General features: G+C 64.1%; 22 protein-coding genes and 1 pseudogene. 10 read left to right on the top strand and 13 right to left on the bottom strand.

Going from position 1 to position 21,787, the window contains the following annotated elements; genetic code table 11:
• Positions 1 to 61: 61 nt before the first annotated feature.
• The 7 genes from QN413_RS11895 to QN413_RS11865 all read right to left on the bottom strand — a co-directional run bounded on the left by QN413_RS11895 (position 62) and on the right by QN413_RS11865 (position 6,447).
• On the bottom strand, positions 62 to 1,009 hold the full coding sequence (locus tag QN413_RS11895) for a ParB/RepB/Spo0J family partition protein (protein ID WP_323496813.1): 948 nt from the start codon (positions 1,007 to 1,009) through the stop codon (positions 62 to 64).
• A gap of 5 nt (positions 1,010 to 1,014) precedes the next feature.
• On the bottom strand, positions 1,015 to 1,587 hold the full coding sequence (locus QN413_RS11890) for an alpha/beta hydrolase (protein WP_323496812.1): 573 nt from the start codon (positions 1,585 to 1,587) through the stop codon (positions 1,015 to 1,017).
• Positions 1,577 to 2,491, bottom strand: coding sequence for a ParA family protein (locus QN413_RS11885; protein ID WP_323496811.1), 915 nt, complete (start codon positions 2,489 to 2,491; stop codon positions 1,577 to 1,579). Before QN413_RS11885 ends, QN413_RS11890 begins: the two co-directional genes overlap by 11 nt.
• A gap of 16 nt (positions 2,492 to 2,507) precedes the next feature.
• Positions 2,508 to 3,122, bottom strand: a complete 615-nt coding sequence (locus QN413_RS11880; protein WP_323496810.1) for a LysE family transporter — start codon at positions 3,120 to 3,122, stop codon at positions 2,508 to 2,510.
• A gap of 273 nt (positions 3,123 to 3,395) precedes the next feature.
• The gene (gene rsmG / locus QN413_RS11875) at positions 3,396 to 4,049 is read right to left on the bottom strand and encodes a 16S rRNA (guanine(527)-N(7))-methyltransferase RsmG (protein ID WP_323496809.1); all 654 of its coding nucleotides are present in this window, start codon (positions 4,047 to 4,049) and stop codon (positions 3,396 to 3,398) included.
• On the bottom strand, positions 4,046 to 6,010 hold the full coding sequence (gene mnmG / locus QN413_RS11870; protein WP_323496808.1) for a tRNA uridine-5-carboxymethylaminomethyl(34) synthesis enzyme MnmG: 1,965 nt from the start codon (positions 6,008 to 6,010) through the stop codon (positions 4,046 to 4,048). The genes rsmG and mnmG overlap by 4 nt, the downstream gene beginning before the upstream one ends.
• A 251-nt stretch (positions 6,011 to 6,261) precedes the next feature.
• Positions 6,262 to 6,447, bottom strand: coding sequence for a DUF1328 family protein (locus QN413_RS11865; protein WP_187053783.1), 186 nt, complete (start codon positions 6,445 to 6,447; stop codon positions 6,262 to 6,264).
• A 204-nt stretch (positions 6,448 to 6,651) separates the two neighbouring features.
• Here QN413_RS11865 and gstA point away from each other — a divergent pair, with 204 nt between their 5' ends.
• On the top strand, positions 6,652 to 7,260 hold the full coding sequence (gstA, locus tag QN413_RS11860) for a glutathione transferase GstA (protein ID WP_323496807.1): 609 nt from the start codon (positions 6,652 to 6,654) through the stop codon (positions 7,258 to 7,260).
• Here gstA and QN413_RS11855 read toward each other — a convergent pair.
• Positions 7,224 to 7,427, bottom strand: coding sequence for a hypothetical protein (locus QN413_RS11855; RefSeq protein ID WP_323496806.1), 204 nt, complete (start codon positions 7,425 to 7,427; stop codon positions 7,224 to 7,226). The genes gstA and QN413_RS11855 overlap by 37 nt on opposite strands.
• A pseudogene (locus QN413_RS11850) lies at positions 7,424 to 8,611 on the bottom strand (YbfB/YjiJ family MFS transporter). Before QN413_RS11850 ends, QN413_RS11855 begins: the two are co-directional and overlap by 4 nt.
• 222 nt (positions 8,612 to 8,833) lie before the next feature.
• Here QN413_RS11850 and QN413_RS11845 point away from each other — a divergent pair.
• A complete protein-coding gene (locus QN413_RS11845) occupies positions 8,834 to 9,937 on the top strand; it encodes an alkene reductase (protein WP_187053780.1) in 1,104 nt (367 codons plus the stop codon).
• Positions 9,938 to 9,989: 52 nt separating this feature from the next.
• On the opposite strand, the gene QN413_RS11840 is transcribed toward QN413_RS11845, so the two are convergent.
• Positions 9,990 to 11,336 (bottom strand): sensor histidine kinase, encoded by a 1,347-nt coding sequence (locus QN413_RS11840; protein WP_323496805.1) that lies wholly within the window; start codon positions 11,334 to 11,336, stop codon positions 9,990 to 9,992.
• Complete coding sequence (locus tag QN413_RS11835; RefSeq protein WP_323496804.1) at positions 11,333 to 12,022, bottom strand: response regulator transcription factor; 690 nt, start codon at positions 12,020 to 12,022, stop codon at positions 11,333 to 11,335. Before QN413_RS11835 ends, QN413_RS11840 begins: the two co-directional genes overlap by 4 nt.
• A 160-nt stretch (positions 12,023 to 12,182) precedes the next feature.
• Between QN413_RS11835 and QN413_RS11830 the strand changes: the two genes are divergently transcribed.
• From QN413_RS11830 to QN413_RS11815, 4 genes are read left to right on the top strand one after another with little or no spacing between them, the layout of a single operon-like run.
• Entirely contained in the window at positions 12,183 to 13,031 is an 849-nt protein-coding gene (locus QN413_RS11830) for an alpha/beta hydrolase (RefSeq protein WP_416352172.1), read from the top strand.
• A gap of 37 nt (positions 13,032 to 13,068) precedes the next feature.
• Entirely contained in the window at positions 13,069 to 13,410 is a 342-nt protein-coding gene (locus QN413_RS11825; protein WP_323496803.1) for a phosphopantetheine-binding protein, read from the top strand.
• Positions 13,407 to 14,648 (top strand): beta-ketoacyl-[acyl-carrier-protein] synthase family protein, encoded by a 1,242-nt coding sequence (locus QN413_RS11820; protein WP_323496802.1) that lies wholly within the window; start codon positions 13,407 to 13,409, stop codon positions 14,646 to 14,648. The genes QN413_RS11825 and QN413_RS11820 overlap by 4 nt, the downstream gene beginning before the upstream one ends.
• A 12-nt stretch (positions 14,649 to 14,660) precedes the next feature.
• A complete protein-coding gene (locus tag QN413_RS11815; RefSeq protein ID WP_323496801.1) occupies positions 14,661 to 15,800 on the top strand; it encodes a sterol desaturase family protein in 1,140 nt (379 codons plus the stop codon).
• A gap of 23 nt (positions 15,801 to 15,823) precedes the next feature.
• On the opposite strand, the gene QN413_RS11810 is transcribed toward QN413_RS11815, so the two are convergent.
• On the bottom strand, positions 15,824 to 16,873 hold the full coding sequence (locus QN413_RS11810; RefSeq protein ID WP_323496800.1) for an aldo/keto reductase: 1,050 nt from the start codon (positions 16,871 to 16,873) through the stop codon (positions 15,824 to 15,826).
• 74 nt (positions 16,874 to 16,947) lie between these two features.
• Here QN413_RS11810 and QN413_RS11805 point away from each other — a divergent pair, with 74 nt between their 5' ends.
• Positions 16,948 to 17,802, top strand: a complete 855-nt coding sequence (locus QN413_RS11805; protein ID WP_187053774.1) for a PA4780 family RIO1-like protein kinase — start codon at positions 16,948 to 16,950, stop codon at positions 17,800 to 17,802.
• Positions 17,803 to 17,816: 14 nt separating this feature from the next.
• Here the strand turns inward: QN413_RS11805 and QN413_RS11800 are convergent, their stop codons facing one another.
• The gene (locus QN413_RS11800; protein WP_416352171.1) at positions 17,817 to 20,105 is read right to left on the bottom strand and encodes a heavy metal translocating P-type ATPase; all 2,289 of its coding nucleotides are present in this window, start codon (positions 20,103 to 20,105) and stop codon (positions 17,817 to 17,819) included.
• Positions 20,106 to 20,234: 129 nt separating this feature from the next.
• Here QN413_RS11800 and QN413_RS11795 point away from each other — a divergent pair, with 129 nt between their 5' ends.
• The 3 genes from QN413_RS11795 to creB all read left to right on the top strand — a co-directional run bounded on the left by QN413_RS11795 (position 20,235) and on the right by creB (position 21,783).
• Positions 20,235 to 20,429: a heavy-metal-associated domain-containing protein gene (locus QN413_RS11795; protein WP_323496798.1), complete on the top strand. Its 195-nt coding sequence runs from the start codon at positions 20,235 to 20,237 to the stop codon at positions 20,427 to 20,429.
• The gene (cueR, locus tag QN413_RS11790; RefSeq protein ID WP_323496797.1) at positions 20,430 to 20,852 is read left to right on the top strand and encodes a Cu(I)-responsive transcriptional regulator; all 423 of its coding nucleotides are present in this window, start codon (positions 20,430 to 20,432) and stop codon (positions 20,850 to 20,852) included. It begins immediately after the preceding gene.
• 85 nt (positions 20,853 to 20,937) lie between these two features.
• On the top strand, positions 20,938 to 21,783 hold the full coding sequence (gene creB, locus QN413_RS11785) for a two-component system response regulator CreB (RefSeq protein WP_323496796.1): 846 nt from the start codon (positions 20,938 to 20,940) through the stop codon (positions 21,781 to 21,783).
• The last annotated feature ends 4 nt before the right edge of the window (positions 21,784 to 21,787 follow it).

Genomic DNA, 21,787 nt, shown 5'->3' with positions numbered 1-21,787 from the left:
CTCATCTTCTCCTTGCCGGAGCGGTTGTCGATGCGGGTCAGCAGCGCGCTGGCTCCCTTTCCTATGCCATTCGACGTAGGCGATCGATCAAACCATTCAGCGCCTCGAGCGTGCCGAAATGGATCGCAAGCTCACCGCTCTGCTCCACTTGCCCGCCGCGCTTGGTGCGCTTCTTGAGCCGGACTTCGACTTCGGCTGTGAGCAGGTCGGCCAGCTCTTCTTCGACGCGCTGCAAGTCGCGAGACTTCTCGCCCGCTGCGCTGCCGTGGCGCGGCGAAGGCGACAGGCTGAACTCGGCCGCCAGCTTTTTGACCAGGGCTTCAGCTTCCCTAACCGACATCTTCTTTGCGGCGATCTGGTTGGCAGCGGTGATCTGCGTGCCACGATCGAGCGACAGCAAAGCCCGCGCGTGACCCATGTCGATGTCGCCCGCCATCAGCATGGCCTGCGCCGGCTCGGCCAGATTAAGCAAGCGCAGCAAGTTGCTCGCCGCACTTCTTGAACGGCCTACAGCCTGCGCCGCAGCTTCGTGAGTGAGCCCAAACTCAGCCACCAGCCTTTGCAGGCCTTGAGCCTCTTCGAGCGGGTTGAGGTCTTCACGCTGAATGTTCTCGATGAGCGACATCGCCGCCGCGGCTTCGTTGGGCACGTCGCGCACCAGCACCGGCACGCTGTCGAGACCAGCCAGTTTGGCTGCGCGGTAGCGACGTTCACCCGCGATGATTTCGAATTCTGCGTTCTTCGCGTCTGCCGATTCGGCGTCTAGCCGACGCACCAGGATCGGCTGCATGATGCCTTGAACCTTGATGCTCTCGGCCAATTCGTACAGCGCGCCCTCGTCCATGCGCGTGCGCGGCTGGTAGACGCCGGGCACCATTTGATCGAGCCTTAGCACGGTCGGGTTGTGCGCAATGCCGTTTCCGTCGAGGCTATCGCTGGCTGAAGATGCGGTCGGACCGAGCAAGGCTTCGAGTCCGCGGCCAAGGCCTTTGAGTTTTTTGGTGACCATGGTCGCTATTCTTCTTTCGAAATTTCGTTGAGCAGGGCGCGCCCTTGGGGCCAATCACCCAATCCAGATTCGCTGTTGAGATGTCCGCCTTTACCGGCGATGCCAGCGTCCACTGAATCGACAAAGCGGACTCCCCAGTCGGCGGCCATGTCTCGTGAGCGGTCGATGGCGCAATACGGATCGTTGTCGGCAGCGATCATCAGAGCCTTGAAAGGCAAGGTCCGCCGCACGATCGGCGCCCAGCCAGGGATCATTTGCCTCAGGTCATCGCGCTCGACGTCGCCCGGCGCAACGAGCAGCGCCGCATGCACCTTCTGCGTGTTGCGTGAGTGCGCAGCCCAGGCGGCGACGAGGATGCAGCCGAGGCTGTGTGCAACGAGGAGCACCCGGCTCGGCGCGGCCAGCACTTCTTCTTCGAGGCGCGCGGACCAGTCGCCGCGGCGCGGATGCATCCACTCGTGTTGCTCGACGCGGCGGTCGCCGTAGAGCGTTTCCCAGCGGCTTTGCCAATGACCAGAGTCGCTGTTCTGCCAACCCGGCAGCAGCAGGACCGTACCGTCCGCAGGACTAGCCGCCATTGTGGTTCTGCACTTCTGGTTGCACGCCGGAGGCCTTGTCTGCCACACCCGCGGCGCTGGCTGTGCCCACGCCAACGACCGGCCCGTCATCGGGGGGTGCCGACGGAGATTGCAATGCGCTGGCCGGCGGCATCTTTTCAACGAGCTCTTTAGCGAAGGCGACGAAGGCCACGCTGCCCTTGGCTGACGGGTCGAACACCACGCCAGGTAGCCCGTAGCTCGGCGCCTCCGCGAGGCGCACGTTGCGCGGGATCACCGTGTCGAAAACCTTGTCGCCGAAGTGCGCCTTCAGTTGATCACTCACCTGCTGCTGCAGCGTGATGCGCGGATCGAACATCACTCGCAGCAAGCCGATGATCTGCAAATTCTTGTTGAGGTTGGCGTGCACCTGCTTGATGGTGTTGACCAAGTCGGTCAGACCTTCGAGCGCGAAGTACTCACATTGCATCGGCACGATGACGCCGTGGGCCGCACACAGGCCGTTGAGCGTGAGCAGGCTGAGGGAGGGAGGGCAATCGATCAGGATGAAGTCGTACTCAGCGCCGACGGAAGCCAGCGCGGTACGCAGGCGCTTTTCCCTGCGGTCGAGCGCGACCATCTCCACCTCTGCGCCGGCCAGTTCGCGATTGGCGCCCAGGATGTCATATCCGCAACCCGCCGCCTCCAGCTTTTCGGCTTTGACGCGAGCTTCGGCCACAGTCGCCGACTCAAGCAGTACGTCGTACACCGACAGTTCGAGCTGCCGCTTGTCGATGCCGGACCCCATGGTCGCGTTGCCTTGGGGATCGAGGTCGATCATGAGCACGCGCTGACCGACTTTGGCCAGGCCTGCCGCCAAGTTGACGGTGGTGGTCGTCTTGCCGACGCCGCCCTTTTGATTGGCAATGCAAAAAATTTTAGCCATGTGCTTGTTCGGTCGGCTAGCGGGACAGCGCCAGCTTGACGCCGAAGCCGATCAGAAAAGCGCCCGCCAATTTTTCCAGCGTCGACGACACGCGCGGATTGGCACGAAGCCTTTCGGCGAGAAAGTAAGTCAACAAGGTGGCGATGAGTCCATAAGCGAGCGTCAACGCGGCGATCGTCGCAGCCATCACGCCGAAAGTCGTGAGTCCTTGGTGCTGCGCCGGATCGACAAACAGCGGGAAGAACGCCATGTAGAAGACGATGGCTTTGGGGTTCAACAGCGTGATCGCCATCGCCTGCCGAAAAAAGTGCCGCGGTCGGATGTTGAGAATCGGTGCCGCGCCGGGCTTGGCAAGCAACATCTTTAAGCCGAGCCACGCGAGATAAGCAGCGCCCAGCCATTGGACGGCATGAAAGGCCATCGGATATGCGGAGAGCAAAGCAGCGACACCAGCGACAGCGGCCCACATCAATACCTGGTCGCCAGCGATCACACCCAGCGTGGCAGCCAAGCCACCTCGAATTCCGCCCTTGCCCGTCGACGTGATCAATGCCAGATTGCCCGGGCCGGGGATCAGCAAAAACAGAATGATGGCGGCGACAAACGCACCGTAGTCAGCGATGCCGAACATGGAATTGGGGGCTGTAGGAAAACCCCGAGTGTACGCATGGCGTCGGCATTCCCCAATGGCGGGCTGCCGGGCTGCCGGCCCGCCGCCAGCGCTCCGGCGCAAAACTTCGCTCAGCTTACGACGCGTTCGCTCGCTTCCGACATATTGCACGCAACGCCGACCAGTTACAGCGTGTGCTTCCGGGCCTCGGGTACGTGGTGGAAAAGCAGGTGATCGACACGGACTCGCCCTTCTGTCATGGACGTCACGATGAACGCCGCCGTCATGATTTGTCTAGTCCTTCCGAAGCCAGACGATGCAACGCTCGGCGTCCAGGCCGGGAACAACCAGTTGTTCCACGTGAAACACTTCCGTCCCGGCAGGCAGATTTTTAATCTCTTCATCCGGCGTTCGACCCTTCATCGCAAGCCATATCCCATCGGAGCGCAGGGCGTTTGCCGAGCCACCGACAAAGTCTCCAAGCGAGGCAAACGCGCGTGAACTGACGACTTCGTAAGAATCGGTCATGGCCTCGATGCGGGCATGCAGGCCCGTGAGATTGGGCAACTTGAGTTCAGCCGCAACTTGCTGAACGAATGCGATCTTCTTGGCAACGGCATCGAGACAAGTCACATCGACATTCGGGCAAAGGATCGCGATAACCGCACCTGGCAGGCCGGCGCCCGATCCCACATCCAGAAGACGGACCTTCTCCCACCCTCTTTTTCTCAACTCGCGACGAAGGGCGGGAACGACAGCCATGCTGTCAAGCAAGTGGTGCGTCAAAATGCCACCCGGGTCGCGCACCGCCGTCAGGTTGTAGACCTTGCTCCACTTCATCAGGAGCGCGCCGTAGTTTCCCAACTGCGCCAATTGGGCGTCCGTCAGTTCAACATTCAATGCCTCCGCGCCGCTTCGCAGCGCAGACTCCGAGAGCACAGCGGTCATTCAGCAGCGTGCGGCTCTGGCAGCCTGACCCCAAGCCCCGACGCATCCGCTGCAAAGGCGCGATGTCCGCCCTTACGCAGATGCACCAACAGCAACGAAATCGCTGCCGGGGTCACGCCGGAAATGCGCGAGGCCAACCCCAGAGTCTCCGGCCGATGCTTCGTCAATTTCTGTCGAACCTCAAAGCTCAGCGCCGGCACTTGGGTGTAATCGAACGCGTCCGGCAACTTCAGATTCTCGAAGTGGGACGCGCGCTCGACTTCATCGTGCTGGCGTTCGATGTAGCCCGAGTATTTAGCGGCGATTTCAATCTGCTCTATTTCGGTCTCACCCAAAGGCAAATTCGCAACGTACTTGCCACCATCAAGCGACATCAATGAGGCATAGCTGACATCCGGACGTCGAAGCAAATCAGCCAAGTTGTATTCGTGATCGATTGCTTTGCCGAGGACGCGCTGCGACTCGGCCGACGGAAGATTTCGCGGATTGATCCAGATCGATTTCAACCGTTCTGTTTCACGTGAAACAACATCACGTTTTCGGCTGAACGCATCCCATCGCGCATCGTCGACCAACCCCAGCTTGCGACCAGCCTCCGTCAGACGCATGTCGGCGTTGTCCTCGCGAAGTTGGAGCCTGAACTCCGCTCGGCTGGTGAACATACGGTAGGGCTCGGTCACGCCCTTGGTGATCAAGTCGTCGACAAGCACGCCAAGGTAGGCCTCGTCACGACGCGGCAGCCAGGCGTCGTCGCCCCGGCATTGCAGCGCGGCATTCACGCCCGCAAAAAGACCCTGCGCGGCCGCCTCTTCGTAGCCCGTAGTGCCGTTAATCTGCCCCGCAAAGAACAACCCCCGCACCGCCCGTGTCTCGAAATTGCTCTTGAGCTCACGTGGATCGAAGTAGTCATATTCGATGGCGTAGCCAGGTCGAAGAATGTGCGCCTTTTCCAAACCGACCATCGAGCGCACCAGCTGATACTGGATGTCGAAAGGCAAGCTCGTCGAGATTCCGTTCGGGTAGTACTCGTTCGTCGTCAGACCTTCGGGCTCCAGAAAGATCTGGTGGCTTTCCTTGTCTGCAAAGCGATTGATCTTGTCTTCGACGCTCGGGCAATAACGCGGACCGATGCCGTCGATCTTGCCGGTGAACATTGGACTGCGATCGAATCCGGATCGGATGATGTCGTGGGTGCGCGCGTTGGTGTGCGTGATCCAGCAGGCCATTTGCGCCGGATGCATTTCGGCGTGCCCCATGAAACTGAACACCGGCATTGGACCAGTGCCGCCTTCCATGCCGTCGCCGGGCTGCGCGGTACATTTCGAAAAATCAATCGTTCGACCGTCGAGTCGAGGCGGCGTGCCGGTCTTCAAGCGGCCCTGCGGCAGCTTGAGCTCCTTCAGCCGCGCCGACAGGCTGATCGCGGGCGGGTCACCGGCGCGTCCAGCCTGGTAGTTGTCGAGGCCAACATGAATGCGCCCGTCGAGAAAGGTTCCGGCCGTCAGCACCACCGCTCGCGCGCGGAAGCCAATGCCCACTTGCGTGACAGCGCCCACCACACGGTCACCTTCGATGATCAGGTCATCGACGGCCTGTTGAAAAAGCCAGAGGTTGGGTTGGTTTTCGAGCCGATGCCGAATCGCGGCTTTGTACAAAACCCGATCGGCCTGCGCCCGCGTAGCTCGCACGGCGGGGCCCTTGCTGGAATTAAGAATACGAAATTGAATGCCTGATTCGTCGGTCGCCAGCGCCATCGCACCGCCCAGCGCATCGACCTCTTTAACCAGGTGGCCCTTGCCGATCCCGCCGATCGACGGGTTGCAACTCATCTGGCCCAAGGTTTCGATGTTGTGCGACAGGAGCAACGTTCGCGCGCCCATGCGCGCCGACGCCAGCGCGGCTTCAGTGCCGGCGTGACCGCCACCGACGACGATCACATCGAATTCTTCGGGGTACAGCATGAATGAGGCGCGACTTTGACGCGCTGCAGCAAAGTGGGGCATCGATTTTAATCGCCGCCTCGGACATTCGCACCATCCTTTGCCTATAGGCCTCTCGAATCAAGGCATCGCAAAAGCCTGATGCCATCTGCCTCTAACGCTATCCTATTGGTAGCGCCGGCAGGTCAGTCCGCGATCGCAATGACATAGGCCCGCCGCATCGTCGCCTCGTGCTGATCTTCGACGAGCCCGGCACAGCTCTAAATGAAAGACTAGTCGAGCGCTTTTCGAACAGCTCCGACACCCAGTGCGGCGAGCACCAGGAACACAACTGCCAGGATCAGGAACAAGCCGAACAGCACCTTCGCAATGCCGGCGGCGCCGGCAGCCACACCACCGAAGCCGAGAGCACCCGCGATAAGCGAAATCACGGCAAAAACAATCGCGTACTTCAACATGGAAACTCCTTTGCAGCAGGCCACCGCCCGCAGTGAAACGAAGACTAAATGTTGGCGCGCGCGGCAGCGAATAGTCGCCGCACGCGAGGGACCGTAGGACAAAAACGCGGACACCCGCAAGATCCTCCGCACCCTCACCCGGAGTCCATGGACCCGCTAGCATTCGCCATCTTGTCGACACAAATGAAACCAACGGAGCATTCCATGAAGCTGTATTTCTCTCCCGGCGCCTGCTCGCTGTCGCCGCACATCGCCCTGCATGAGGCCGGCCTCGCGTTCGAGCCCGTGCTCGCCAGCACCAAGAGCCACAAGCTGCAAGACGGCACCGACTACTACGGCATCAATCCGCTCGGCTACGTGCCCATGCTCGAACTCGACGATGGCACGCGCCTGCGCGAGGGCCCGGCCATCCTGCAATACATCGCCGACTTGGTCCCGCTGAAAAACCTTGCGCCCGCTGCGGGCACGATGCCGCGCTACCGCCTGCAAGAGTGGTTGAACTTCATCGGCACGGAGATGCACAAGGGCTTCAGCCCGCTCTTCAATCCGGCCACGCCGGACGAGTACAAAGCCGTGGTCAAGGCACGGCTCGCGTCGCGCTACACATGGCTGGAGAGCGAGCTCGCAGGCAAGGAGTACCTGATGGGTGAGCACTTCAACGTGGCCGACGGCTACCTGTTCACCATCACCAACTGGGCCAAGCCGCTGGGCATCGACCTGTCGCCGTACCCGACGGTCATGGCTTGGCATGCGCGCGTCGGTGCGCGGCCGGCTGTTCAGGAAGCCTTGAAGGCTGAAGCCGCGCTGAAGTAGCGCAATGACGGGAGCGCGTCCGGCGCGTCTCGCATGCGCTGCGCTGTCTGCCTGCCATCAGGCGCAAGTGCATCGTCGAAAGCATCGGCGATCGACGTAAAACGGTGCTCGCCGAGACGCAGGAGATATCGCAGCTTGCGCGCTGCCGTGCCATTCACCGTGGTCATGTCGGCATTGCCAAAGGCTTCTGCTTCGACGCCAACGCAGCGCCGATCCACAAAGTGATCGCCGACACGACGAGCCCGCGCGCCAGGCCACCCGAACCGTCGGAAATCCAGCCGGCCACCGTCGGTCCGACGATCTGCCCCAGCGCGAAAGCGATCGTGAATGCGCTGATGCCGGTGGCCCACTGCGCTTCTGGCAGGTTGTGCCGGACCAATGCCGTGGTTGATGCCACCACAGACAGAAACACCGCGCCGAAAAGCACACCGGACGCCAACGCCACAGGCTACGACGTGCTCAGCACCGGCAGCAAGGTCGCTATGCCCAGCAAGGTGTTCAGCAATGCCTGCGGTCGACCATCCCGATAGCGATCGAGCAGGCCAGCCCAGAGACGCGACGACGTGACGCAGGCCACGCCGAGCAACGAATAAAACAACGTGACGCCGCCGGCGCTGGCGCCCTGCTCGCGCAGCAGCGCGATGACGAAGGTCATGTAGCCGATGTAGCCTGCGCCGAAGAAGGTGTAGCCACCGAGTGCCCAGCCGAAGCGGCGCACCGGCACGGGCCGCGGACCGGCTCGCACATCCGCCGTGTTCGCGGGCACGGTCGTTCGGCGTGCTGTATTGCGGTCCAGCGCACGCACCGTCACAGCCAACACCATCGTCGCCACGGCACTCACCGCCGCCAGCATCCACCACGCCCAAGCCCAACCGTGCGGCACGCCCGCCGCCGCATGCAGCACCGGCGGCACCAGCAACGCCGACAGCAAGATGCCGAAGCCAGTCCCGCCGTAATAGATGCCCAGCAACAAACCAGCGCGCGTCGGGTGCTCGGCACCGAGCCGCGCAGCCAGCAGCCCACCCGCCACGAAGACCCATGCGCTGGCCACGCCGGCGAGCCAGCGTTGCAACAACAGGGCAGGCGCCGCTTCGACGAAGCCGCTCGCGGCCATGAAGATGCTCGCCAGCACAGCGCCCCACACCAGCAAGCGCGTGGGGTCGACGCGCCGCATCAAGTCCGGCATCACCAGCGCGCCCATCAGGTAGCCGAAGGCATTGGCGGTGTTCATGCCGCCGGCCAGTGCATAGCTCCAACCCAGATCGGCGCGCATCGGTGGCAACAGCAGGCCGTATGCGAAGCGCGTGATGCCGAGCGACACCGCTGCACCCATCGACAACGCAAGGGCCATTCGAAGCGGGCTACGAACAGAGCGCGACGCCGCCGATGACAGCGCGGCCAGGGCTGGCGTGTCGGGTGGCTTGGACGAAAAAGTCATGGGCTCGTGGCGGTCGGCGGATCATTTTGCGACACCCGGCCGACACCGCACGACAACCCTGTCACAGCACGTTTGCGCGCGCGGCGCTAACCTTGCTGCCCTCGTCCCCTTTTGTCCAACTTAGACCTGATCCCGATGCACACACTTTTCGACCCCGTACAAGCCGGCGACCTGCACCTCGCCAACCGCATCGTGATGGCGCCGCTGACGCGCAATCGCTCGCCCAACGCCGTTCCGCCCGACATCGCCTCGACTTATTACGCGCAGCGTGCCAGCGCCGGACTGCTCATCACCGAAGCAACCGCGATCAGCCAGCAGGGCCAGGGCTACTCCGACGTACCGGGCCTCTACGGCACCGAGCAGCTCGATGCATGGAAGAAGGTGACCGACGCGGTGCATGCCGACGGCGGCAAGATCGTCGTGCAACTCTGGCACGTGGGCCGCGTGTCGCACATCGACTTGCAACCCGAAGGCGGCAAACCCGTCGCACCTTCGGCCATCACCGCCAAGACCAAGACCGTGCTCATCAAGGACGGCGTGGCAGGCTTCGTCGACACCTCGGAACCCCGCGCGCTCGACGCTGGAGAGATCCCCGGCATCGTTCACTCCTTTGCCACTGCAGCACGCAACGCCGTTGAAACGGCTGGCTTCGACGGTGTCGAAATTCACGGCGCCAACGGCTACCTGCTCGACCAGTTTCTGAAGACCAACAGCAACCAGCGCACCGACGACTACGGCGGCAGCATCGAGAACCGCGCCCGCTTCACGCTCGAAGTCACGCGCGCCGTAGTCGATGCCGTCGGCGGCGGCAAGACCGGCATCCGCCTTTCGCCGGTGACGCCAGCCAACGGCGTCGAAGACGCCGATCCACAACCGCTCTTCACCTATGTCGTGAAGCACTTGGCGACGCTCGGCCTGGCCTACATCCACATCATCGAAGGCGCCACCGGCGGCCCGCGCGAACTGGACGACAGGCCGTTCGACTACGAAGCGCTCAAGGCTGCTTACCGCCAGGCCGGCGGCAAGGGCGCTTGGATGGTGAACAACGGCTACGACAAGCCGATGGCCGAGATCGCGGTCAAGGAAGGCGACGATCTCGTGGCCTTCGGAAGGCCCTTCATCGCCAACCCTGATCTGGTACGCCGCATCCGCGAAAGCGCGCCATGGAACGAGCTCGACAAGGCCACGTTGTACGGCGGCGGCACCAAGGGCTACACCGACTATCCAGCGCTCGCATAACGCCCGGCAGCCTGGGCAAAGCCGAACTCGCGCCTTGAAAGGGGCGCGCGTCTCAGGTGCCAGCGAACGCGACGTTGACGCGCAAGCCACCGGTGGCCGCGTCGTTTTCCAGCGTGAGCTCGGCGCCGAGCAGCTTGGCGTAGCGCGCCACGATCGACAGTCCGAGTCCGGCACCCTGGCCCAGCTTCTGCCCCGCCGCACCTTGCGACCCGCGCTGCACCAGTTCACGTTGCGCATCAGCCGGAATTCCGGCGCCATCATCCACCACACTGAGCGTGCTGCCCGAGAGTTCGATCGTGATCGTGCGCCCGCCATAGCGCATCGCGTTGTCGATGAGGTTGTCCAGGATGCCTTCGATCAATGCGGCATTGGCATCCACCGTGACAGGCTTCTCAAGCCCGATCGCACCGAGATCGACGCCCCTCGCATCGGCGCGCGTCAGGTGCCGCATGACGGCTTCTTCAGCGAGGCGATCGAGTCGAACCGGCTCTCGTTGCAATCCCGCGTGCGCCTCATCGGCCAATGCGAGGCCGAGCAGCTGGTCGACGAGGCGGCTCGCGCGTGCCTGGCTCGCCGCAATGCGTTCCAGTTGCTCACGCCACACCACGGGGTTTGGCTGAGCGAGTCCGTACTCGGCCAGCGCACGAATGCCGGCCAGCGGCGTCCGCAACTCGTGCGCCACGTTGCCGGCAAATTCCCGCTGCGCCCGGACGCTTGAACCGAGCCGTTCGAACAGCGAGTTGACGGTATTGCCGAGCCTTTGCAACTCGCGCGACGTCTGCGCCACCGGCACCGGCGCGAGGTCGCGCGCATCGCGGCGGTCGAGTGCGCGTTGCAGCTCGCCCAACGGCCGCAGGTCGTTTCGGATACGCCGCCAGATCCACAGCGCCAACAAGGCGAGCAGGATGAGTTGCGGTGTGAGCGCATAGCTGAGCAGCCGCGCAACCAGTGTGGAACGGGCTCGCGTGGTCTGCGCGATGATCACTTGATAGGCATTGGGCGAGTCATGCCTGAGCACCACGGCACGCAACGCATTGCCCTGAAAAACGATGTCCGAAAAGCGCAGCTGCGCGTTTTCGCCAGGCGCCGGCGCTTCCAGCCCGGCGTTGCCTGCCAGCAGCGAACCATCGGGCCGCAGCACCGCGAAGTACACGGTTTCGACCTGATCGAAAAGCACCGTGGTCACTTCGCGCGGCGACAGCAAAAGCTCGATGCCGCCATCGCTCACCTGCACGTTGGTCGACACCGAATACGCATCGTCGAGCATCGCGTGATCGAAGGCCTGCTCGGTCAACACGTTGGCGATGAAGATCGCCACCGCCGTGCCGATGAGCCATGTCAGGCCCAAGGGCAGCAGCACGCTGCGCAGCAGACGCTGCGTCAGCGAAGGCGCGTTCACTGTTCGGCTTCCAGCAGGTAACCGATGCCTCGCAATGTACGGATGCTTGCACCGCTGCCCAGCAGCTTCTTGCGCAGGCGCGAGATGAAGGCTTCGAGCGCGTTGTCGCCGAGCGCCTCATCGAAGGTCGAGAGCTTGTCCGACAAGGAGCGCTTGCTCACCGCATGACCCGGCGGACTCATGAGTTCCCACAGCACCTCGAACTCGCGCGCCGGCAAGTCGAGCGGCGTGCTGCCCATCGCAAAGCGCCGTGCCTTGCGATCGAGCTTGAGCTGGCCGAGCGTGACCATGTCTTCGGTGCCCTTGGCGCGTCGCACCAAGGCCCGCAAGCGCGCTTCGACTTCGGCCAGATCGAAGGGCTTGCCGAGGTAGTCGTCGGCGCCTGCATCGAGACCGGCGATGCGCTCTTCGGTGCGGTCGCGTGCGGTGAGTACCAGCACCGGCGTGCGGTCACCACGAGCCCGTGCATGGCGCAACGCGGTAAGGCCGCTGCCAGTCGCACTGCCCATCGCACCGGTCACCGGCAAGTTGAGATCGAGCAGCACCGCATCGAACGGCTGCACCCGCCACAGGTGATCGGCGTCATCGACATTCGATGCGACATCGACGCGATGCCCCGCATCCGCGAGGCTGCGCAGCATCACTTCACGCAGTACGGCGTCGTCTTCGACAAGAAGTATTCGCATCGGTTTTAGCTGGAGAAAACGGTGGTCGAAAGTACGTGTTTATACGCAATCAGAGGGTCAGCGGCACGTCAGCCGCTCGGCGCGATAAACGGGGCATGAGCATACGACAGCAGGTGATTTTCAGGGAGCGGGTTATCAGCAAAAGGCCAGGGGTCCACCGTTGAGCGCGCGGCCCGCATTTGTCATCGGACACGACCACGGCTTAGATCATTCAACGGCCAGTCGCACAGCGGTCGTGCTGCTGCACGGCTTGTGCAGCACGCCCGATGAATTGCAGGGCGTGCAAAGCGCGCTGCGCAGCGTGGGTTACTCGGTGCACCCGATGTCGATCGATGGCTACTCTTTCAATCCAGGCGTCGAAAAGCAGAAAGCAGCTCCGTTCGAGCAGTGGATAGATTCGATCGAACGTCGCATCGACGCACTGCGCACGTCACACGAGCGCGTGATGCTGGTCGGTATTTCAGCCGGCGCATCGCTTGCGCTGGCCGCGGCCATCCGCTGCGAGCGCCGCGTCGATGCACTGCTGCTGATGTCGACTACTTTGCGCTTCGACGGCTGGGCCGTTCCGCGCTGGCAGTTCTTGCTGCCGTTGGCGCTGTACACGCCGCTCGGCCGTTTTTGGAAATACCGTGAGCGCGCGCCTTATGGCGTCAAGAACGAGCGTGTGCGCGCATGGATCGAGCGCGAACTGCGCACGCGTCGCATTTCCAGTGCAGGTTCTTCGGTGATCGGTATCGCACACATGCGCGAACACCATCGCCTGATGCGCCACGTGCGCAGCCAGCTTGGCCGCGTGGTCTGCGATCACGTGCTCGCGCTGCATGCGCGGCAGGACGAAGTGGCCAGCGTGGGCAACCTCGATCTGCTTGCGCGCGGACTGCGCTCGGCCTCTTTTCGTGCCGTGGTGCTGGGTGACAGCTATCACATGATCACCATCGACAACGACCGCCATCAAGTGGTCCGGCACGCCCTCGAGTTCGCTTCGACCATCGCGCACAGCGCTGGCTGACGCACGGACTCTCACCATCGGCACACAGGAGATCCACATGACCGCAACGACAACCTCGACGACGTCCGCGACATCGCCCACATTCAACACCATCGCCGGCATTTTGCGGAGCGACTTCAAGGTCGAGGCCGCAGCCGTTCAACCGACGACGACGTTGACCGACCTCGGCCTCGACTCGCTGGCGTTGATGGAGTTCGTCTTCGCTGTCGAAGATGCGTTTCACCTGCGCATTCCGGAAGAGCGTCTCGATCCCCGCGAGGCCGGCATCACGTTGCAACGGCTGTGCGAAGTCATCGACGATCTGCCCGCGCCCGCAGCGCCCGCCGTGGCATCGCTTGCGAACGCGATGAAGCCGGTGCTGAGCTCAGCACGCGCATGAGCAACGGCCAGGGCGCACGCATCGGCGTGAGCGGCATCGGCCTCGTCACGCCGCTCGGCCACACGCTTGCGCAATTTGACGACGCACTGTTCGCGGGTCGTTCTGCGGTGCGCGCGCTCACGCTTGAAATCGAAGGGCTCGATGCGATGCAGCTCGCCGTCGCATCCTGCGACTTCGACGACTCCGAACGCAGCACATCGCGCTTGCCGCTCGACCGCGGCACCGCCATGGCCATCGCTGCGGCACGCGATGCATTCATCATGGCGGGCCTGGCCGAAACGCCACCCGACGGCGAACGCCTCGGCGTGTATTGGGGCAGCGGCATGGCCGGCTCGGCGAGCTTCGACGAAACGGCGATCGCGCTGTATCGCCACAAGCGACGCATCCGCCCGACCGCCGTGCTGACCACGATGCCAAACGCCGCCGCGGCCGAGCTCGGCCTGCTGTTCGGTGCGCGTGGTGCAGCGTTGAGCTATGCATGCGCATGCGCCTCATCGGCTGTCGCTATAGGCGAAGCGATGCGCGCGATAAGAGGCGGCTGGATCGATATCGCGATCGTCGGCGGCCACGAGGCCATGCTCACGTCCGGCACGATGGCTGGGTGGCATTCGATGCGCGTCACCGCGCAGCCACCGGCGGACGACCCGTCGACGGCATGCCGTCCGTTCTCGGCCGACCGCGTCGGCTTCGCGCTCGGCGAAGGCGCTGCTGCGCTGGTAATCGAATCGGAAGCGCACGCCTTGGCGCGCGGCATGAAGCCCACCACCTTCCTGAGCGGCTACGCCACCAACTGCGACAGCGTGCACATGACCAACCCCGATGCGGGCGGCCAGGTGCGTGCCATGCGCGCCGCGCTGCGCGATGCCGGCCTCGACGCGACCGACATCGGTTACATCAACGCGCATGGCACCGCCACCGGCGCCGGCGATGCGGCAGAGGCAATCTCGGTGAACGAGGTGTTCGGCGATGCTGTGCCGGTCAGCGCGACCAAGGCGATTCACGGCCACCTGCTGGGCGGCGGCGGTGCCGTCGAGCTGGTTGCCACGCTGCGTGCACTGGAGCGTCGCAGCGTGCCGCCGACGGCCAATCTGCAGACGCCCGATGCGGCGTTCGCGCTCGACTTCGTGCGCGGCACCGCGCGCGCGGCACCGCGGCTGCGGCACGCCATTTCGAACTCGTTCGCGTTCGGCGGTACCAACGCCGTGCTGGTCGCGAGTCGCGCCAGCCTCACCGACTGAGCGAAGCATCTCGTGCATCGTCTGGTGGTGCTGGTGGTGCCGGTATTCGCGTTGCTCATGGCGCTCGAGTTCGCCTGGGGTTGGCGAAAGCAGCGCAACACCTGGCGGCTCAACGACAGCATCAGCAGCCTGAGCCAGGGCTTGTTGAGCCAGGCCGCTGCGGTCTGCACGCAGCTCTTTCAAATCGGCCTCTACGCGATGGTGTTTCCGCTGGCGACGCGGTGGATCCATCCGCCCGGCGAAACTTTCTGGGACAGCGCCATCGGATGGGTGCTGGCCGTGGTGCTGTTCGACTTTTGCGACTATTGGCTGCACCGTGCGGGGCACGAGTCGGCCGTGTTCTGGGCCGCGCACTCGGTGCATCACCAGAGCCAGGACTTCAACCTGTCGACCGCGTTGCGGCAAGAGAGCACGGTCGCGTTATTGGGCTGGCCGTTCTACCTGCCGATGGCCTTGCTCGGCGTGCCACCCGAGCAGTTCGGCGTGGCGGGGCTCATCGTGCTGGTCTACCAGTTCTGGATTCATACCGAGCACATCGGCAAGCTCGGCTGGTTCGATCGCGTGTTCTCGTCGCCGTCGAATCATCGCGTGCACCATGCCGTCAACGGCGAATACATCGACCGCAACTACGGCGGCATGCTGGTTCTGTGGGACCGGATGTTCGGCACCTTCGCCGAGGAACGTGCGCCCTGCGTGTACGGCACGCGCAAGCCGCTGGACAGCTGGAGTCCGATGCGCGCGGTGTTGGGGCCGTATGTACCTTTGCTGCGCGATGCCTGGCATGCACGGCGCTGGCGCGACAAGCTGCGCGTGTGGTTCAAGGCGCCGGGGTGGCGACCGGCCGATGTGGCGACGCGCTTTCCCGCAGCACCGTTCGCGCTCGATGCGGTGCGTCGCTTCGATCCTTCGCTTTCGCGTGTTCAGCAGTGGACCGGCGCCGCGCACTTCATGCTGTGGGTCGCCGCGACGCTGGCCTTCCTGTGGCAGGCAGACGAGCTGTCGTTCGGTGTGGATGCCGCGCTCCTCGGCTGCGTGGCGGCGGGGTTATGGGTGACCGGCGCAGTGCTTGGTGCAACCGTCGGTTTGCGACGGGCTTGGGCAGTGCAAACGGTGTTGCTGACCATATCGGTCGTGCTGCTGTCGGGAGCTTGACGCGAAGAGCGCCAACTCCACGCTTACCGTGGCGCAGCCCGCTCTCCCATCTGCCCGCGCCGCAACTCCCCCTGCCGCTCGAACATCCACCCAGGATATTCAGGCGCCAGTGCGCTGGCATCGCCGATCTTCTTCAGCTCGTCCTCGCTCAGCGACACCTTCGTTGCAGCCATGTTGTCGGTTAGCTGATCGGGCCGCTTGGCGCCGAGGATCACGCTGGTCACTTGCGGTTGATGCAGCAGCCACGACAGCGCGATCTGCGCCACCGACACACCTCTTGCTTCAGCGATCGGCCGCATCGCATCGACGCAATCCCAGGCACGCTCCTTGTTCACCGGCGGAAAGTCGAACTCGACGCGGCGGCTGCCGGCTTCGCCTTTTTGCTCTCGGCCGAACTTGCCGCTGAGCAGGCCGCCGGCCAGCGGGCTCCACACCATCAGGCCGACGCCTTCGCTCTTCAGCATCGGCACGATCTCGCGTTCGAGATCGCGGCCGGCGACTGTGTAGTACGCCTGCAGCGACTCGAAGCGCGCCAGCCCGAGCCGCTCGGAGATGCCGAGCGCCTTGACGATTTGCCACGCGGCCCAATTCGACACGCCGACATAGCGCACATGGCCGTGGCGCACCAGCTGGTCGAGCGCGCGCAGCGTTTCCTCGATCGGCGTGGCCGGATCGAAGCCATGAATTTGATACAGGTCGATGTACTCGAGCTGCATCCGCTTCAGGCTCGCCTTGACGCCGTCCATGATGTGACCACGCGACGCACCACGCGCATTGGGGCCCTTGCCCACGTCGCTGAACACCTTGGTCGCGACCACGATGTTTTCGCGCGGGACCTTCAGATTCTTCAGCGCCTGACCGGTAATCTGTTCCGACAGTCCGCCCGCGTACACGTCGGCCGTGTCGATGAAATTGATACCGCCGTCGATCGCCTGGCCGACCAGCCGCTCGGCATCGCTCTGCTGCAGGTCGCCGATCTTTCCCCAGATGCCGTCGCTGCCACCGAAGGTCATGGTGCCGAGGCAAAGTTCTGAAACGAAGAGGCCGGTTCGGCCCAGAGGGTTGTGTCGCATGAAAGGACTCCGTTGAAGGATTGAGAAGAAACCAGAAGGGAAACCGAGCTGGCTTGCAGCGCAGAATACGCCGGATGAAAGCACCTCCCAGACTTCAGGTTTTGGTCGACGAAGGCCTCATCGACACGGTCGTGCGCCAGTTGATGAGCGGCAAAGAGGCGATGGTCTACGTCGTACGCAGCGGCGACGAGACGCGCTGCGCGAAGATCTACAAGGAAGCGACGAACCGGAGCTTTCGCCAGGCCGTCGACTACACCGAGAACCGCAAGGTCAAGAACTCGCGGCAGGCCCGGGCCATGGCCAAGGGCACCAAGTTCGGCCGGCAAGCTACCGAAGCCGCCTGGCAAAGCGCCGAGGTCGACGCGCTCTACCGCCTGGCCGCGGCCGGCGTGCGCGTGCCCACGCCCTACAACTTCGCCGAAGGCGTGCTGCTGATGGAGTTGGTGACCGACGCCGATGGCGACGCCGCGCCGCGCCTCAACGACTGCGTGTTCACCGCTGACGAAGCGCGCGGACACCATGCGACGCTCGTGAAGGAAGTCGTGCGCATGCTGTGCGCCGGTGTCGTCCACGGCGACTTGTCGGAGTTCAACGTGCTGCTGGCAGCCGACGGTCCGGTCATCATCGACTTGCCACAGGCGATCGACGCGGCCGGCAACAACCACGCCAACCGCATGCTGCTGCGCGACGTCGCCAATCTGCGCAATTTCTTCGGGCAGTTCGCGCCAGAGTTGCTGAAGACGAATTTCGGCGACGAGATCTGGTCGCTGTACGAAAGCGGCGCACTGCAGGTCGAGACGCCGTTGACCGGGCGTTTCGCGCGCCAGACCGGTCCGGTTGATGTCGGCAACGTGCTGCGGGAAGTCGACGACGCGAAGGCTGAAGAGGCAGCGCGCCGCGTGCGGATGCAGTTGCAGCCAGTGCGCTGAAACCGACCTGCGCGCTATCGCTCGCTGCGACGACCTTCGCGCTTGAGCAACAGCGCATTCGCCATCACGCTCAGACTCGAAGCCGCCATTGCCGCCCCCGCCACCACCGGGCTCAGCAAGCCGAAGGCAGCGAGCGGGATGCCGGCCACGTTGTAGGCAAAAGCCCAGAACAGGTTCTGCCGGATCTTGGCCACGGTGCGCGCCGACACGTCGAGCGCCTCGGCCACCAAGGCGAGATCGCCGCGCATCAGTGTGATGCCGGCGGCTTCCATGGCGACGTCGGTACCGCCGTCCGGGTTTGCCATCGCGATGCCGACATCCGCGGCGGCAAGCGCCGGCGCATCGTTGACGCCGTCGCCGACCATCGCAACGACATGGCCGCCTTGCTTCAGCGCGGTGACTTGCGCGGCCTTGTCGGCCGGCAATACGTCGGCGAAGACATCATCGGCCGCGATGCCGAGGCGAGCTGCCATAGCGTGCGCGGCCTGCGCGTTGTCACCGGAGATCATGACCACGCGCAGGCCCCGCCCATGCAGGGTGGCGATGGCCTCGGCAGCATGCGGCTTGGGCTCGTCGGTGAAGGCCAGCAACGCGACGGCGTGGGCCGCGTCGCTGGCATCGAAGCGCAGCAAAGCGGACACAGTGGCGCCGTGTGCGTGCAACCGCTCGAGCGCGGTCGCATCGACCGCCACACCGAGCTCCGCACACCAGCGCAGGCTGGCAAGGGCCCAACTCTGACCGGCGATGTCGCCGCGCACACCGCGACCTGGCAATGACCTGAGCCCGTCGAGCGCGTACGCCGTGATGCCGCCCCGCGAAGCGGCATCGGTCACGGCGCGCGCAAGCGGATGCGCGTTGCCGCCTTGCAGGCCCCCAGCGATGGCCAGCCATGTTGCTTCGTCTTGTGCAATGCCGTCTGCAGTGGATGCGCCCTTGTCCGCTTCGAGCGACACCAGTGCACTCAGCACGGGCCGCCCCAACGTCAACGTGCCGGTCTTGTCGAACGCCACCGTGTCGACACGGCGCGCCATCTCGAGCGCACTCGCATCCTTCACCAGGATGCCCCGCTTCGCCGCCATGCCGGTGCCGGCCATCACCGCCACGGGCGTCGCCAGGCCAAGCGCGCACGGGCAGGCGATCACCAGCACCGCGACCGCGTGGATCATCGCGATCTCCACGCCACTTCCATGCAGCATCCAGCCTGAGAGCGTTGCCAGCGCGATGAGCAACACCACCGGCACGAAGACCGCGGCGATCCGATCCACCAGTCGCTGAATCGGCGCCTTGGCCGCCTGCGCGTCTTCGACCAGCCGGATGATTCGCGCCAGCACGCTCTCGGCACCGACGGCGCGCACTTCGATCACCAGCCGACCATCGCCGTTGATCGAGCCGCCGGTCAGCGAATCTCCGGGCCGCTTGGGCACTGGCAGAGGCTCGCCGGTGAGCATCGCTTCGTCTACCTCCGACTCGCCTTCGAGCACGCGTGCATCGGCCGGAACGCGCTCACCGGAACGCACCGCAAGACGATCACCCTTCATGACCTCTGCGAGCGGTACGTCGCTCTCGACAATCCGGCCACCGCGCGTACCGGGCTCCGCGAGCAGATGCGCTACCTCGGGCCGCAACTGCTGCAGCGCACGAATGGCAGACGTCGCCTGCCGCTTGGCACGCGCCTCCAGCCATTTGCCGAGCAGCACCAGCGTGATGACCACGGCCGATGCCTCGAAGTACAGATGCGGCATGCCGCGCCACCACAACCACAGCGACAGCCCGAAAGCCGCGCTGGTGCCGAGTGCGACCAGCAAGTCCATGTTGCCGGAGCGCGCGAACACCGCATGCCAGCCTGCGCGATAGAAGCGAGCGCCCAGAAAGAACTGCACCGGCGCAGCCAGCAACAGCTGCGCCCACGCCGGCAGCATGAGGTCGATGCCGAAAGGCATGAGCAGCATGGGTGCCAGCAACGGCGCCGACAGCAACATGCCCAGTGCGATCGGCGCGAAGCCTTGCCAGGGCGATGCTGCCGCCGCGTCGGACAGCGCAGCGGCCGCTTTCGCCGTGCGCGGCTCGTAGCCGGCCGAACGCACCGCCCGCCGCAACAAGGCATCGAGCTCTCCGACTCCCGAGGGCAACGACGAGGCGACCACCCTCGCCGACTCCGTCGCGAGATTGACGCTGGCACTGAGCACGCCGGGCACCCGATCGAGCGCTTTCTCGACGCGCGCGACGCATGACGCGCAGGTCATGCCGCCGATGGCGATGTCGAAAGTTTGCGAGGGAGCCGGGGTAGCCATCGAAGAATTCATGCATGGAGACTAAAGCCTCACACGATGGCAAGGTCAAGTTGCAATTGAGACCCTGCGCTGGACATTGACATCGTGAGAAGGTTCAAACTCGGAGTTCTGTTCAATCCTCGAATCCAAAGGAACATCAAGATGAGTCAGAAATTCAACGTCACCGGCATGAGCTGCGGCCACTGCGTGAGCACGGTGCAAAACGCGGTGCAGGCCGTCGATCCTGAAGCGCAAGTGACCGTCGATCTCCAGACCGGCCATGTCGACGTGCTGAGCCTGCAGCCGCGCCAGGACATCGTTGCCGCCATCGAGAACGCCGGCTACCGGGTGCAATAGGTGCGCAACGTCGACAGCAGCCCGGTCAATGTCGCGATAGGCGAAGCATCGCGGCGCTCCGGCGTGTCGGCACGTATGGTGCGGCACTACGAAGGCCTCGGATTGCTGCCTTCAGTCGCACGCACCGACAGCGGCTACCGACAATACAGCGAGGCCGATGTGCACAGCTTGCGCTTCATCAAGCGGGCGCGTGATCTTGGTTTTTCGATGGACGAGATCGGCGAGCTGGTCGGTCTGTGGCACAACCGCCGTCGGGCCAGTGCCAGTGTCAAGCGCATCGCACAGCAGCACCTGAACGAACTCGAACAGCGCATCGTCGACATGCAGGCCATGCACAGCACGCTGGCGCACCTAGTGCATTGCTGCCATGGCGATGCGCGGCCCGATTGCCCGATCCTTGAAGACCTTGCTGGGTCGGCCTGAACACTTTCGGATTGGAGACGAGCGCCTGACGCAGCTACCCGACCCGGTGAGCGCAGGCCGCAAAGGCGCGGCTACGATGCCGGGCATGTCATCCCCGCATCCGCCATCGATTCCAACGCCGCCATCGGCGTCATCCAAACTGCGCATCCTGATCGCGGAAGACGAATCGGGCATTGCCGACACACTGCAGTACGTACTCAAGTCCGATGGCTTCGAGCCGATGTGGTGTGCCACGGCGCAAGGAGCCATCGCGCAATTCACCGCGCAGCCGCCGGCGCTGGCGATCCTCGACATCGGCCTGCCCGACCTCAACGGCTTCGAGCTCTTCAAGCGGTTGCAGGCCATCACGCAAAGCACCGGCGCACCCGAAGTGCCGATGATTTTCCTGACCGCGCGCAGCGACGAGATCGACCGCGTGGTCGGGCTCGAATTGGGTGCCGACGACTACATCGCCAAACCTTTTTCGCCACGAGAACTGGTGGCACGGGTACGGACCGTCTTGCGGCGCAGCGTGCGGCATGTGGGCGTTGCGCCAACGGCCAACACGCCAGCCGCTCCTCTTGCACCGACTATTGCACCGACCATCGCATCGCCCGCAGCGATTACGCCTGTCGTCGTCGGCACGACACCTTTCGCCCTCGACGCCGAGCGGATGCAAATCCGCTACTACGGCCGCCCACTCGAACTCTCTCGCTACGAGTACGGCCTGCTGCGCCTGCTGGTGCAGCGGCCCGGCCGCGTCTTCACGCGCGACGAGTTGCTGCAGCACGTGTGGGACGACGCCAGCGACAGCTTCGACCGCACGGTCGATGCGCACGTCAAGACCTTGCGTGCCAAGCTCAAGGCGATCGCGCCCGACGTCGAGCCGATCCGCACGCTGCGCGGCACCGGCTATGCGCTGAACGAAGACCTCCCGCCCACACCGGTTTGAGCGC

It is taken from the genome of Variovorax sp. LG9.2, assembly GCF_035018885.1.
GTDB lineage: Bacteria > Pseudomonadota > Gammaproteobacteria > Burkholderiales > Burkholderiaceae_C > Variovorax.
This window is presented reverse-complemented; position numbering and strand designations above follow the sequence as displayed.

Excerpts from the sequence above, each read along its gene's own strand:
- QN413_RS11895 (WP_323496813.1), bottom strand. The coding sequence starts at position 1,009 with ATGGTCACCAAAAAACTCAAAGGCCTTGGCCGCGGACTCGAAGCCTTG.
- QN413_RS11890 (WP_323496812.1), bottom strand. The coding sequence starts at position 1,587 with ATGGCGGCTAGTCCTGCGGACGGTACGGTCCTGCTGCTGCCGGGTTGG.
- QN413_RS11885 (WP_323496811.1), bottom strand. The coding sequence starts at position 2,491 with ATGGCTAAAATTTTTTGCATTGCCAATCAAAAGGGCGGCGTCGGCAAG.
- QN413_RS11880 (WP_323496810.1), bottom strand. The coding sequence starts at position 3,122 with ATGTTCGGCATCGCTGACTACGGTGCGTTTGTCGCCGCCATCATTCTG.
- rsmG (WP_323496809.1), bottom strand. The coding sequence starts at position 4,049 with ATGACCGCTGTGCTCTCGGAGTCTGCGCTGCGAAGCGGCGCGGAGGCA.
- mnmG (WP_323496808.1), bottom strand. The coding sequence starts at position 6,010 with ATGCTGTACCCCGAAGAATTCGATGTGATCGTCGTCGGTGGCGGTCAC.
- QN413_RS11865 (WP_187053783.1), bottom strand. The coding sequence starts at position 6,447 with ATGTTGAAGTACGCGATTGTTTTTGCCGTGATTTCGCTTATCGCGGGT.
- gstA (WP_323496807.1), top strand. The coding sequence starts at position 6,652 with ATGAAGCTGTATTTCTCTCCCGGCGCCTGCTCGCTGTCGCCGCACATC.
- QN413_RS11855 (WP_323496806.1), bottom strand. The coding sequence starts at position 7,427 with ATGACCACGGTGAATGGCACGGCAGCGCGCAAGCTGCGATATCTCCTG.
- QN413_RS11845 (WP_187053780.1), top strand. The coding sequence starts at position 8,834 with ATGCACACACTTTTCGACCCCGTACAAGCCGGCGACCTGCACCTCGCC.
- QN413_RS11835 (WP_323496804.1), bottom strand. The coding sequence starts at position 12,022 with ATGCGAATACTTCTTGTCGAAGACGACGCCGTACTGCGTGAAGTGATG.
- QN413_RS11825 (WP_323496803.1), top strand. The coding sequence starts at position 13,069 with ATGACCGCAACGACAACCTCGACGACGTCCGCGACATCGCCCACATTC.
- QN413_RS11820 (WP_323496802.1), top strand. The coding sequence starts at position 13,407 with ATGAGCAACGGCCAGGGCGCACGCATCGGCGTGAGCGGCATCGGCCTC.
- QN413_RS11810 (WP_323496800.1), bottom strand. The coding sequence starts at position 16,873 with ATGCGACACAACCCTCTGGGCCGAACCGGCCTCTTCGTTTCAGAACTT.
- QN413_RS11805 (WP_187053774.1), top strand. The coding sequence starts at position 16,948 with ATGAAAGCACCTCCCAGACTTCAGGTTTTGGTCGACGAAGGCCTCATC.
- QN413_RS11800 (WP_416352171.1), bottom strand. The coding sequence starts at position 20,105 with ATGAATTCTTCGATGGCTACCCCGGCTCCCTCGCAAACTTTCGACATC.
- QN413_RS11795 (WP_323496798.1), top strand. The coding sequence starts at position 20,235 with ATGAGTCAGAAATTCAACGTCACCGGCATGAGCTGCGGCCACTGCGTG.
- creB (WP_323496796.1), top strand. The coding sequence starts at position 20,938 with ATGTCATCCCCGCATCCGCCATCGATTCCAACGCCGCCATCGGCGTCA.